The 13194-nt window shown below is 46.3% G+C and carries 14 protein-coding genes and 1 riboswitch; all 14 genes read left to right on the top strand.

Going from position 1 to position 13194, the window contains the following annotated elements; genetic code table 11:
* The first annotated feature begins 88 nt into the window (after positions 1-88).
* The 14 genes from lysA to JNUCC31_RS03030 all read left to right on the top strand — a co-directional run bounded on the left by lysA (position 89) and on the right by JNUCC31_RS03030 (position 12998).
* Complete coding sequence (lysA, locus tag JNUCC31_RS03095; protein WP_192268455.1) at positions 89-1420, top strand: diaminopimelate decarboxylase; 1332 nt, start codon at positions 89-91, stop codon at positions 1418-1420.
* A gap of 222 nt (positions 1421-1642) precedes the next feature.
* Complete coding sequence (locus tag JNUCC31_RS03090; RefSeq protein ID WP_192268453.1) at positions 1643-2074, top strand: peptidylprolyl isomerase; 432 nt, start codon at positions 1643-1645, stop codon at positions 2072-2074.
* Positions 2075-2221: 147 nt separating this feature from the next.
* A riboswitch (FMN riboswitch) is annotated at positions 2222-2387 on the top strand.
* Positions 2388-2750: 363 nt separating this feature from the next.
* On the top strand, positions 2751-3854 hold the full coding sequence (ribD, locus tag JNUCC31_RS03085) for a bifunctional diaminohydroxyphosphoribosylaminopyrimidine deaminase/5-amino-6-(5-phosphoribosylamino)uracil reductase RibD (RefSeq protein ID WP_192268451.1): 1104 nt from the start codon (positions 2751-2753) through the stop codon (positions 3852-3854).
* Positions 3855-3894: 40 nt separating this feature from the next.
* Positions 3895-4563 (top strand): riboflavin synthase, encoded by a 669-nt coding sequence (gene ribE / locus JNUCC31_RS03080; protein WP_192268449.1) that lies wholly within the window; start codon positions 3895-3897, stop codon positions 4561-4563.
* Between the two features lie 51 nt (positions 4564-4614).
* Complete coding sequence (locus tag JNUCC31_RS03075) at positions 4615-5856, top strand: bifunctional 3,4-dihydroxy-2-butanone-4-phosphate synthase/GTP cyclohydrolase II (RefSeq protein ID WP_323374360.1); 1242 nt, start codon at positions 4615-4617, stop codon at positions 5854-5856.
* An 89-nt stretch (positions 5857-5945) separates the two neighbouring features.
* A complete protein-coding gene (ribH, locus tag JNUCC31_RS03070) occupies positions 5946-6413 on the top strand; it encodes a 6,7-dimethyl-8-ribityllumazine synthase (protein WP_024630943.1) in 468 nt (155 codons plus the stop codon).
* A 102-nt stretch (positions 6414-6515) separates the two neighbouring features.
* On the top strand, positions 6516-7316 hold the full coding sequence (locus JNUCC31_RS03065; RefSeq protein WP_062324409.1) for a segregation and condensation protein A: 801 nt from the start codon (positions 6516-6518) through the stop codon (positions 7314-7316).
* The gene (gene scpB / locus JNUCC31_RS03060; protein WP_192268447.1) at positions 7285-7956 is read left to right on the top strand and encodes an SMC-Scp complex subunit ScpB; all 672 of its coding nucleotides are present in this window, start codon (positions 7285-7287) and stop codon (positions 7954-7956) included. Before JNUCC31_RS03065 ends, scpB begins: the two co-directional genes overlap by 32 nt.
* Positions 7957-8133: 177 nt before the next feature.
* On the top strand, positions 8134-8856 hold the full coding sequence (locus JNUCC31_RS03055; protein ID WP_192268445.1) for a DUF2953 domain-containing protein: 723 nt from the start codon (positions 8134-8136) through the stop codon (positions 8854-8856).
* A gap of 203 nt (positions 8857-9059) precedes the next feature.
* The gene (gene ytfJ, locus JNUCC31_RS03050; RefSeq protein ID WP_192268443.1) at positions 9060-9545 is read left to right on the top strand and encodes a GerW family sporulation protein; all 486 of its coding nucleotides are present in this window, start codon (positions 9060-9062) and stop codon (positions 9543-9545) included.
* A gap of 133 nt (positions 9546-9678) precedes the next feature.
* On the top strand, positions 9679-10866 hold the full coding sequence (locus tag JNUCC31_RS03045; RefSeq protein ID WP_192268441.1) for a D-alanyl-D-alanine carboxypeptidase family protein: 1188 nt from the start codon (positions 9679-9681) through the stop codon (positions 10864-10866).
* An 81-nt stretch (positions 10867-10947) separates the two neighbouring features.
* On the top strand, positions 10948-11574 hold the full coding sequence (locus JNUCC31_RS03040; protein WP_192268439.1) for a nucleoside recognition domain-containing protein: 627 nt from the start codon (positions 10948-10950) through the stop codon (positions 11572-11574).
* A 6-nt stretch (positions 11575-11580) separates the two neighbouring features.
* Positions 11581-12114 (top strand): spore maturation protein, encoded by a 534-nt coding sequence (locus JNUCC31_RS03035; protein WP_192268437.1) that lies wholly within the window; start codon positions 11581-11583, stop codon positions 12112-12114.
* Between the two features lie 65 nt (positions 12115-12179).
* The gene (locus JNUCC31_RS03030) at positions 12180-12998 is read left to right on the top strand and encodes a S1 family peptidase (protein ID WP_192268435.1); all 819 of its coding nucleotides are present in this window, start codon (positions 12180-12182) and stop codon (positions 12996-12998) included.
* Positions 12999-13194: the final 196 nt, after the last annotated feature.

Raw genomic sequence — 13194 nt, 5'->3', positions numbered from 1 at the left:
ATTCTTCTCATTCACTAATTTGATATACTGGTGTAAAATCATTGGAATAACAGCTGTTCCAGTATATAAAAAGTGAGGAATGCAGAATATGTATTTACATGGTACAAGTAAAATAAATGCGCAAGGACATTTGGAAATTGGTGGCGTGGATACAACGGATATGAAAGAACAATTCGGAACTCCACTCTACGTTGTGGACGAGCAACTGGTTCGCGAGCGCTGCAGAGAGTACATGGAAGCATTCCGTGCTTCCGGACTGGGCTTTCAAGTTGCTTATGCAAGTAAAGCATTCTGCGTAATGGCCATGTGTGCTCTTGCTGCGGAAGAAGGACTTTCATTGGATGTTGTATCCGATGGTGAATTATTCACTGCACTGCAAGCTGGCTTCCCGGCAGAGCGTATTCACTTCCACGGCAACAACAAAACACTGGAAGAAATTGAAATGGCGCTTGATGCTGAGATTGGCTGCTTTGTTGTGGATAACTTTAATGAACTGCACCTGCTGCAAGCCGTAGCGGCAGACAAAAATCGTAAAGTAAACATTTTGCTTCGTGTGACGCCTGGTGTTGAAGCGCATACGCATGAATATATCTCCACAGGACAAACCGATTCGAAATTTGGATTCGATATCGGGAACGGAACTGCATTCGAAGCGATTGAACTTGCTTCCAAGCAGTCGAACTTAGTTTTACTCGGTGTGCATTCACACATCGGATCGCAAATCTTTGAAGTTGAAGGCTTCCAAATGGCCATTCAGCGTGTTGCAGAGTTTGCAGCTGATGTTCATGAGCGTCTTAACGTTGCTTTCAAAGTGGTTAACCTGGGCGGCGGCTTTGGCATTCGCTATATTGATGGAGATACCCCGCTTGAAGTTTCACAATACGTAAAAGCCATCACCGATGCGGTTAAAAATCATTTTGCCCAAATCGGCTATGCCGTACCTGAGATCTGGGTTGAACCAGGCCGCAGCATCGTGGGTGAAGCGGGAACAACACTCTACACCGTTGGAACAAGCAAAGACATTCCAGGGGTTCGTAAATACGTGGCTGTTGATGGCGGGATGACAGATAATCCGCGTCCGGCACTGTATGAGTCCAAATATGAAGCAGTACTTGCCAATCGTGCGAATGAGGCTGCTCAGGAAACGGTATCGGTTGCTGGTAAATGCTGTGAGAGCGGCGATATGCTGATCTGGGATCTGGAACTGCCCAAAGTACAAAGCGGCGATCTGCTCGCAGTAGCATGCACAGGCGCGTACAATTACTCCATGGCAAGTAACTACAACCGGATTCGTCGTCCGGCAGTAGTATTTGTCAAAGACGGTCAAGGGGATGTTGTGGTACGCCGTGAGACGTATCAGGACATTATCCAGAATGACCTCGTTCCTGAGCGTATTGCTAAGCAGCCTGTAACTCGTTAATTCGAGAACGATGCTGAATTGTTAATAAAGAAGACAAAAAAGGAGTGCTCCTTTTTTGTCTTCTTTGCATCTATAAGGCTGGATTTTTTAAAAAATCTTGCTGATTATTTTGCGATCCATCCATTTTCGGTGTACACTAAGAAAAGTGCTATAAAGCTTGACCCAGGGTCAATGCGTTCTGGCACCATTAACGATGGTCAATACGAAAGGAGTCATTTACATATGGCGAAACAAGCGAAAATCAAAATGGCAAACGGCGGAGAAGTTCTGATCGATCTGTTCGATCAAGAAGCGCCAAACACAGTAGCAAACTTTGAGAAACTGGCTAACTCCGGTTTCTACAATGGTCTTACATTCCACCGTGTTATTCCGGGCTTCGTTGCTCAGGGCGGATGCCCTAACGGTACCGGTGCAGGTGGCCCTGGCTATACAATCAACTGTGAGATCAACCCGAACAAACATGAGCGCGGAACATTGGCTATGGCACATGCAGGCCGTAACACAGGCGGAAGCCAGTTCTACATCTGCTACCAACCGCAACCACATTTGGATGGTCAACATACTGTATTTGGTAAAGTAACCAAAGGTATGGAGTTCGTAGATGCTTTTGAAGGTAAAGACAAAATGGAGACTGTTGAAGTTGTAGAAGCTTAATCAGGATCTCTGTAAGGAAACCGTTTCGCTTTGGCGAGACGGTTTTTTATTACACTTAGCTTATTAAAAGTTAGTATGTGACAAAAAGGAACAAAAAATAATTGATTTTTTGACATTAAAGTGCTAACATCCAATTAATAACGAAAGCGAATCCTTCAGGGCAGGGTGTAATTCCCTACCGGCGGTGATGCAGTCGTGTGAGGATGTCAATCCAGCACGAAGTGCAAAGTCCGTGACCCGTCTGCCCGTGGCAGATGGCTGATCTGGTGTAATTCCAGAACCGACAGTATAGTCTGGATGGGAGAAGGAGAGGGTGCAGTCCTAACGGGCCGCATTCCGCAGTATTGTTGCTGTACAGTTTTTGACGAATTCATTTTCTGTGCAGGGAGAAATCCGGTTACATTCGGAAATCTTCATACATATGCCACATCATAGAAGCTCTTTACCTGTAAATGAAGTTCATTAAGGTATGTGTCTGCTTTCACTTGCCTGAAATGAAGTTTTTGGGCGAAGTGTTTTTGGTACTGTATCAATAGTATTGCTGATGACACATGTCTCTCATCATCCCCATCGAACGGATTGTTCGACGGGGATTTTTTAATAGATATGGAACATGCCTCTCTGTTGGAAGGGAGGTCAATACAATAACTCAGATTTTAACCGTGGGGTGAACGGATTGGAAATGATTAATGATGAATTTTATATGGCGCTGGCGTTGGATATGGCAGAACGGGCACAAGGACAGACAGGAATTAATCCGGTTGTAGGTTGTGTCGTTGTGAAAGAGGGGCGTATCGTAGGCCTGGGAAGTCACCTGAAACGGGGGACGGGCCATGCAGAGGTACATGCACTGAATATGGCGGGCAGCGATGCTGAAGGCAGTACAGTGTATGTTACACTCGAACCTTGCAGTCACTATGGTAAGACCCCTCCTTGCAGCGAACGTCTCATTCACGAGAAAGTGAAACGTGTCATTGTATGCTGTGAAGATCCGAATCCGCAAGTTTCCGGCAGAGGCATCAGCATGCTGCGCCAACAAGGGATTGAAGTTGAAGTGGGTGTCCTCCGTGAGCGCGGCAGACGGATGAATGAAAAATTCATTAAATACATTACAACAGGTCTTCCCTTTGTAACTTTAAAGACGGCTACTACTCTTGATGGCAAAATCGCTACTCGTAGCGGTGACAGCAAATGGATCTCTAACGAGCCGGCACGCGAGATTGTGCATGCTCTACGTCATCGTCATCAAGGAATTATGGTTGGTGTGGAAACTGTAATTGCTGACAATCCGGAGCTGACCACTCGTCTGCAGGTGGAAGGGATCAGCCCGGTGCGGATCGTTGTGGATTCCAAGCTGCGTCTGCCTGTAGGCTCCAAAATGGTTAAGGATGGCCTAGTACCAACTTGGGTGCTTACAACGGATGAAGCAAGCACTGAAGCAGCTGAGCGTTTGGAAGCATACGGTGTGGAGATTATTCGTTGTGGACCTGGACCGCGTGTAGATTTGCTGAATGCACTCAGCAAGCTCGGTGAACGTGAGATTGGTTCAATCCTGCTTGAAGGCGGAGGCACACTGAATGGGGCTATGTTGGAAGCTCGGTTGGTAGACCGACTGCTTATGTTCATTGCTCCGAAAATTGTCGGAGGATACGATACACCAGGCAGTTTCCGCTTCGAGGGTGTGGAGCGCATGAGTCAGGCCATTCAACTGCATCAGCTGGAAATTGAGCAAGTTGGAGATAATATCAGCATTGGCGGAATTCCGGTTTGGCCAGAATAAATACATTTATGTTAACGAAATAAATAAAGGAGGCGGCAGCATGTTTACCGGTTTGGTGGAAGAAGTCGGTCAGATCCGGCGCATAGGTCGGAAAGGCGAAGCGATGGTCCTGAATATCGGAGCTTCCGCCATCATGAATGACTTGAAGATTGGCGATAGTGTTTCTGTAAACGGGGTATGCTTAACTGCAACAACCCTGGAGGCCGGTGGGTTTACAGCTGATGTAATGCCCGAGACATACCGCCATACCAATCTTAGTCAATTGCAATCCGGCAACAAAGTCAATTTGGAGCGAGCCATGCTGTCTGGTGGACGTTTTGGCGGACATATCGTTCAGGGTCATGTAGATGGCACTGGCGTTATTGGCAGCATTACACGTGACCAGAATGCGATTGTTTTCGAGATCAAACCTGATGATACGCAATTGTTTAAATATCTGATACCCAAAGGGTCCGTAACCCTGGATGGAATTAGTCTAACAGTTGTGCATACTTCACAGACTGCATTCACTGTGTCCATTATTCCACATACCATTGGTGAAACGGTATTAAATGTCAAAAAGACGGGTGATACCATCAATATTGAATGTGATATTTTGGGCAAATATGTGGATCATCTGCTGCACTACGGTAAGGGACATCAGGAGACTGGTGCAGGCAAGCCGAAAAGTATCAGTGAGGATTTCCTAGCTAATCACGGATTTGCTTAACTAATTGTTTGAATACAAATATAATTTGAAATGGAAACTGGAGGGGGACTTATGTCAGGAGAACAATCCATTCTGAACCCTATAGAAGAAGCGATCTATGATTTAATGCGGGGGAAACCTGTCATTGTGGTAGATGATGAGGACCGGGAGAATGAAGGCGATTTTATCGCATTGGCCGAGAAGGCTACACCGGAAGTAATCAATTTTATGATTACCGAAGGCAGAGGTTTGGTATGTGTTCCCATCACGCAGCAGCGTGCGGACGAACTTAATTTGAAACCAATGGTTCAACAAAATACGGACTTTCATGGAACGGCATTCACCGTTTCGGTAGATCATAAAGATACGACAACTGGCATCTCGGCACATGAACGTTCCATAACAGTGAAGGGCTTGATCGATCCAGAAGCGAAAAGTGGAGATTTCCGCAAGCCGGGGCATACGTTCCCGCTTATCGCGAAAGACGGGGGTGTCCTGCGGCGTGCCGGACACACGGAAGCAGCTGTGGATCTCGCTATTATGTGCGGCTCATACCCGGCCGGTGTCATCTGTGAAGTGATTAAGGAAGATGGTACGATGGCCAGACTTCCAGATCTTCAGGAGATTGCCCGTAAACATGATCTGAAGCTCATAAGTATTCAGGACATGATTCGTTACCGGAATGAAAAGGAAAAGCTCGTTCAACGCGAAGTCGCTGTGCGTATGCCTACGGATATTGGCGAATTCCAAGCGGTAGCCTATACCAATGCGGTGGATAACAAAGAGCACGTAGCTTTGGTTAAAGGAGAGATTGACGGTTCGAAGCCTGTGTTGGTCCGCGTGCACTCTGAATGTCTGACAGGGGATGTATTCCATTCTCATCGTTGTGACTGTGGTCCGCAGTTCGATGCAGCCCTCAAACAGATCCATGAAGAAGGTAATGGCGTTCTGCTCTACATGAGACAGGAGGGCCGTGGCATTGGATTGATCAACAAACTCAAAGCCTACAAGTTGCAAGAAGAAGGTCTGGACACCGTAGATGCCAATCTGAAGCTTGGATTTGCTGCTGATCTTCGTGATTACGGCATTGGTGCCCAAATCCTCAAGGATCTTGGCGTTCGCCAAATCCGGTTATTAACCAACAACCCGCGCAAAATTAAAGGGCTTGAAGGCTACGGGCTGGAAGTGGTAGAACGAGTACCGATTCAGATGCAAGAGAACGAGGATAATACGGTCTACTTGCATACGAAGCAGGCGAAGCTTGGCCATATGTTGAAATTCGACGATATCGAGCAGAATGAAGAAAAAAACTGAGTGGCTGTTCTGAAGTAAAATAAGGTGAAATATTTTTTGCCGAAGATCAGCTACGTACATCATATAATACAATTAGGGAGATGACATGAATGCCACACTTTTTTGAAGGACATTTGGTTTCGGAAGGATTAAAATATGGAGTTGTCGTGGGTCGGTTTAACGAATTCATTACAAGCAAGCTGCTCAGTGGAGCATTGGATGCGTTCAAACGTCACGGTGTACAAGATGATGAAGTGGATGTAGCCTGGGTTCCAGGTGCCTTTGAAATCCCGTTGATTGCACAAAAAATGGCCGAAAGTGGAAAATACGATGCGGTCATTACGCTCGGTACGGTTATTCGTGGTTCAACGACACATTATGATTATGTGTGCAATGAGATGGCTAAGGGTGTAGCCGCAATTAACCTGAAAACAGGCGTGCCTACCATCTTTGGTCTGGTTACGACAGAGAATATTGAACAGGCCATTGAGCGTGCTGGGACAAAGGCAGGAAATAAAGGTTGGGATGCAGCTACTGCCGCTATCGAAATGGCAAACTTGACGAAACAGCTAAAATAGTGCTTATTTAATATAGTGCCCTGCTCTGCGCAGACGAAAACGGGAGACCGGATTCGGCGGCTTAGCGGGGGTTTTTATTTTTCTGGCGGGAGGATTCGTCTAGTGACGGTAGTGACATACAAACTGGAGACTTTTGAAGGGCCTTTGGATCTGCTGCTTCATTTGATCGATAAAGCAGAGATTCATATCCAGGATATTCCCATCAGCGATATTACCGATCAATATATGGCGTATCTGCATTCGATGCAGGAATTGGAGCTGGATATTACGAGTGAATTTCTGGTAATGGCGGCAACACTTCTGTCGATCAAGAGCAAACTTTTACTACCCAAGCCACCGGTAATCGAGGACTTTGAGGATTATGCTTATATGGAAGAAGAAGATTATGACCCACGTGCTGAGCTGATTGCACGTCTGATTGAATATCGCAAATACAAGGGAATTGCGCGTCATTTACATGAGCGGGAGTGGGAACGCAGCCTTATTTTTTCCAAAGAGCCCGAGGATTTGCGACCGTATATGCCCGTAGAAGCACAATCTAATCCGGTGGAAGGGTTGCATACCTCGGATCTGATTGCTGCATTTCAGAAGGCGCTGCGTAAGGCGGAGAAGCGGACAACCGTTACCCGGATCCACCGGGATGAAATATCGGTTAAGGATCGCATCCGTGATGTCATCGGCGCTTTGGAAAGCATGGGGCCAGGAGGCAGACTGTTATTTTCAAAACTGTTGGATAACCAGATCTATCGGCATGAAATTGTTGTCACATTTCTGGCGGTGCTGGAGCTGATGAAGATGAAGCAGATTGTCTGTTACCAGGAGCGGATGTTTGAGGATATTGTTATGGAGTGGAGAGGGGAAACAAAGAATCATGGATTTTCCGAAATTGAAATCGATTATTGAAGGCCTGTTGTTTTTGTCCGGAGAAGAAGGTCTGAGCATCAAACAAATTGCCGAAATCGTAGATCAGCGGGTGGAGTTGGTGTCCGACGCGATTGAGGAAATGATCGCCGAATTTGCCAACCAGGGGAGAGGCGTGCAAATTCTTAAAATTGCAGGGGTTGTGCAGTTGGGTACCTTGCCGGAGCATGCGACGTATTTTGAGAAGTTGGCATACTCACCTGCACGTACCTCCCTATCCCAGGCCGCACTAGAGACACTTGCGATTGTAGCGTATCGTCAACCGATCACGCGGGTAGAGATTGAGGAGATCCGTGGAGTAAAGTCTGAACGCGCCATCCACACGCTTGTGAACAAGGATTTGATTCAGGAAGTGGGACGCGCTGAGGCGATTGGACGCCCAATTCTATATGGAACAACCAAATCATTCCTGGATTACTTCGGTTTGGCTTCACTCAAAGATCTGCCTGAGCCGGGCTTGTTTGAAGATTCCGAGAATCTGGAGGAAGAGACACAGTTGCTCTTTGAAAAGCTGGATGTGCAGCCTGTGGAATTGGATCTGGAAAATACAAATCTGGATGACAATGAAGTTACGGACGATATACACGATATCAACATTGAAGATGATTCCATTAATTCATAATATTGTTTTGGACGATAACCGGTACCCTAAAGGGGGCCGGTTTTTTTGTTGTCTTTTCGAATAGTTGATTGGGTACGTCGGAAGTTAGAATGGAATTTTCAGGTCGGACGTGAATTTTTTCCTATATAGAGTGTCATACTAGACAAGAAAAGAATTGAGGGCTTGGAGGTAAGGCCTGTGTGGATTTGGCTTGGAGGAATCGGCTTGTTGATCGCACTGCTGCTTGCCGCAGTCCTCATCTCGTATGTTCATGTGCATTTTACATTCAGTAAACAGAATCATGATGATTATGCCAAAATTACGATTCGTATGTTCTATGGCATTGTGCGTATTAACTATGAAATTCCCAGCATCGTCTTTCGTAATTGGAAGGAAGGATTTCTGGTGAAAACAGAACAGCGAACGAATCATTCAAGAGGAGAGTCTCAGGGTAGCAAGCGTGTCAACAAACGAAAAGTTGAAAAATGGGCGAAAGATGTAAAAATCATGCTTCGGGCAACGGATGCATTGAAGCAGTGGGTCAAGCAAACGCTCACTCGTGTACATATGACTCATATGTCCTGGTCTACCCGCGTGGGTGTTGGCGATGCAGCGTACACGGCTATTCTCATTGGCTGGGTATGGAGTATCAAATCGAGCATCATTGGATATTTGTCTTATCAAATCCATTTTGAACGAACACCAGTCCTGCAGGTTGTGCCGGTGTGGGGAGATGATATGGAATTTCAAACCGAACTGGATTGGAAAATGAAAATTCGAATTACAGCGCTTTTGATTGCAGGATTTATGTTGTTAACCCGTGTACTGCAAGTGGAGGGAGGATGGCGTGTGTGGTTCAAACTTTTGCAGGAACAACGGCGCAGACGCAAGAAAAAGCTGAAAAGACATCATACCAATTAGGATGTTTAGAAGGTGGGTGTCCTCTTTTTATACAGCCAAAGATGAGTATAAGGTTGCCAACGACCGACACCGGAATGTGACATGTTCTTGGCCCGTGATTTTGACTACGATTCGAGAAATACTCACTTACATAACTCCCTTCAAGTTTGGGGATGATATGGTTAGATCAAACCTAGCTTATAATGAAACTGGAGGGAATTTAAATGTCAGATCATCCAATTCAAGGCTTAATGGAAACCGCAATGGAAAATATCAAGGCCATGGTGGATGTCAATACAATCGTAGGTGATGCGGTAGAAACACCTGACGGTACCGTCATTCTGCCAATCAGTAAAGTAGGATTCGGATTTGCTGCAGGTGGCAGTGATTTTCATGTAAATGATGGAGGAAGCAGCAAAGCGAGTGCTGGAAGTGCTACTGAGCATGCCAGCTCTGCCTCGGTTGCTTCTCCATTCGGAGGCGGTAGTGGAGGCGGCGTATCTATTCGTCCTATTGCGTTCCTGGTGGTTGGAAAACAGGGTGTTCACATTGTGCCGCTTGACAACTCAACGCATCTGTTCGAGAAACTGATTGACTCCACACCATATGTGATGGACAGAATTCAGGACATGTTCCGCAATCGTAATACGGAACAACAACCTTCGGAGTCCGGCATACCTGTCACACCTAATCCTTCAACGTTCAGCTAAATGATTCGCTCAAAATCCCTTCCGCAGTGAGTGTGCGAAAGGGATTTTTGCTGTTTTCTTGTACTGGGACATACTTCGGGTTGTCCAGACATAAGCTAGTACAAGATTCCAAGTGACCCGGAGGAATGAATTGATGCGAAAATTAATGAAATTTGTGGCATGTATGCTTGTACCTTTGTTTCTGTTTCCTTCATTTGGGCTTGCAGAAGCCCAAGAGACTATACCGGGGCCCTCAACTCATGCGCAAAGTGCTGCTCTGATTGATGTGACGTCGGGCCGGATTTTGTACAGCAAAGATGGGGACAAGGAACTCAGAATTGCCAGCCTGACCAAAATCATGACGGCGATTGTTGCGATTGAACACGGCAAACTGGATGACAAAGTAAAAGTGACTTCTTCGGCTTTTGCCAAAGAAGGGTCTTCTCTCTATCTCAAACTGGGCGAAGAAATGACGCTTGAAAACATGCTATATGGTTTAATGCTGCGATCAGGCAACGATGCGGCCTCTGCAATTGCTGAACATGTCGGTGGATCTGAAGAAGGTTTTGTACTCTTAATGAACAAAAAGGCAGAGCAAATGGGTCTGACCCATTCCCATTTTATGAATCCTCATGGACTTGACGCCGACGGTCATTACTCCACCGCTAATGATCTGGCACGCTTAACCGCATATGCGCTCAAGAATCCGGTTTTCAAACGAATTGTAGCGACGGAGAACAAGAAGGCTCCAAATCCGAATGAGAGCTGGGAGTATTCCTGGCAAAACAAAAATAAAATGCTGCGGCTGTACGAAGGAGCCGATGGGGTGAAGACCGGGTATACCAAAAAGGCGTTCCGTTGTTTGGTCAGCTCTGCAACACGCGATGGACAACAGCTTGCTGCGGTAACCTTGAACGATGGCGATGACTGGAATGATCATGCGCGAATGCTGGATTTTGGTTTTGAAAACTTCCCTTTGGTGGAAATAGCAAAAAAGGAACAGCCTGTACAAAACACAGATGTGGTCACAGGCCGCGGGTTCATCTATCCATTGGCGAAGAGTGAGACATCCTCATTGACGAAAAAGCTTATTTTACTCGAAAATCGTGTTCAGGAAGGTGCAGAGGCAGGTGCCAAACCGACAGATCCTTCTTTTGGACTGGCCGGCAGAATTGATATGCAGCTTGACGGGAAACTTGTGGGCTCCATCCCTGTATACCACAAGGGAAGTTATATTCCGCCGGAACCGAAGACAGAGGATTCAACATGGGGCGGAATTGCCGATGTTTCCTCGTGGGCGGCGGCCTGGCGCGCAGTATTAAGTCATCTGTTATCTCCATAAATCCAAATTGCCGAAAAAATTGAATGCTAAGTTTGTTCCTCCGAAACAAACAGATATTGAAGTTGAGGGGAGGGTTATCTTTTGATTAATCTTATCTGGCTTATCATGATCGTAACGGGATTTGTTTTTGCAGCAGCACAGGGGAAAATTGAAATCGTTACCCAGGCGGCTTTTGATGGAGCGGCAACCGGAGTAACCGTATGTTTTGGGCTGATCAGTGTGCTCGTGTTCTGGATGGGGATGATGAAAATGGCTGAAGATGCCGGGCTGCTGGGCCGGATTGCGAAGCTGCTGGGTCCGGTCGTCGGCTATTTGTTTCCCGATGTTCCGCGGAATCATCCAGCCATGGGCTACATTTTATCCAATATGAGTGCCAATCTGCTTGGCCTCGGCAATGCGGCTACCCCAATGGGGATCAAAGCCATGCAGCAACTGCAGGAATTGAATCCGGATAAACAAACGGCGTCCCCTGCCATGTGTACCTTACTGGCATTGAATACAGCGAGTATCACCATTATTCCAACAACCCTGATAGCCATTCGGCTCAATTATCATTCCGCCAATGCTACGGAAATTGTAGGGACAACACTGATGGCAACGATTGTCGCGACATTTGCAGCCATCGTAGCTGATCGTTGGTACCGCAACAGAGCACTTCACAAACCGCCGCGTGTACATAAAAGTGACAATCCCGCTATGAAAGGATGAGTAGCGTTGTTAACCTTCATCAACTGGATTTCCGTCTGGGCCATTCCGGTTATTATCGCGTTTGTACCATTATATGCGTTCACCAAAAAGGTCCCGGTTTACGAATCCTTTGTTGATGGGGCCAAAGATGGATTTTCCACGGCAATTAGCATTATTCCTCATCTGGTAGGCATGATGGTAGCGATTAGTGTATTTCGGGCTTCCGGTGCACTGGATTATGTGATTAGTCTGATCGCTCCACTCGTGTCCTGGATGGGGGTTCCGGGAGAAGTATTGCCGCTTGGCATTTTGCGTCCCTTGACCGGGACAGGCTCACTTGCCTTTACGACAGATCTGATCAAGACCTATGGTCCTGACTCTATGATTGGCCGCATGGCTTCCACGATTCAAGGGAGTACGGATACAACTCTATATGTATTGACTGTTTATTTTGGAGCAGTAGGCATTCGTAATGGCCGCTATGCCCTCAAAGTCGGGTTGTTTTCTGATGTGGTTGGTTTCATTGCTGCCTTGGTCATTTGTTTAATTGTATTTGAATAAAAAAGTTGCCCTTTCCTTCCGATATATGAATTATGCTAGAATAATAGCGGAGGAGAGTGGGAACCATGCAAAAGAGTTGGAAACAAATGCTCCGCTTTGGAATGTCAGGTATGCTTGCTATTGCGTTGCTAGGAGGACAGACGGAGCTGGCCGCGGCTCAAGCCGTTAATACGATTCATTTTACGGGTTATTTTGATAAACAATTGCGTGCTCAACTGGCCGTTTCTGCGGATTCTTTCCCCGTTGTGAACGTACGTCTGGAGAAACAGGATGAACCCGATACAGTATATTATGATGTGGGTACCTCAATACTGATCTCCAAGGATGAAGTGCTCACCAACTATCATGTCATTCAGGATATTGCTGAACTGTCTGACGGGGACATAGGAACACTGACTGTAGCGAGCCCAGGTCAACTGGATAAGCCTGTGAAGGCCAAAATCATCAAAACAGATCCGGTGACGGATATGGCATTGCTAAAGCTGGACAAAGCAATCGATGCACAACCCGTGACGTTCGCGAATAGCAAGGATAACCAAATTGTCTATACAATTGGATTTCCCAAAAATCCTGCTGGGGAACTCGTGCTGTTGGACGAGGAGTTTCCTTCAACCTACAATACGATAGCCAAGAGCCGAGTATTTAATTCACAAGATTCAGACGTCCCAGGCAAGAAGGGCATCGGCAGTATCGTAAAATCGGTGGCACAAGGCAATTCAGGTGGCCCAGTTCTGGATCAGAACAATCAGGTTGTTGGCATGATGACTTTTGTATACGGAGGACGCACTTATTTTATTACTTCCAAAACGCTGCAATCCTTCATTAAAGAGAGCGCAGTACCTGCCAAAAAACAGGTCGTTGTAGCCGGCAAAGTAGCCAGTTAACCTTATTCGTTTTAGTGGTTACATATGATTGAAAGTGAAAGGTTCACCTTGACGCTTCCTGTTGAATACAGGCAGTGAAAAGGTGAGCTTTTTGGTCTGAATTCATAGCTAAACACAGGTCAAAAGGCGTTTTCAGCCACTGCGTTTACAAAATCGATGGATTATCCTTGTGATTTCCGGCCTTGATGGGTATCAT

The sequence above is a fragment of the Paenibacillus sp. JNUCC-31 genome, assembly GCF_014844075.1.
GTDB lineage: Bacteria > Bacillota > Bacilli > Paenibacillales > Paenibacillaceae > Paenibacillus.
This window is presented reverse-complemented; position numbering and strand designations above follow the sequence as displayed.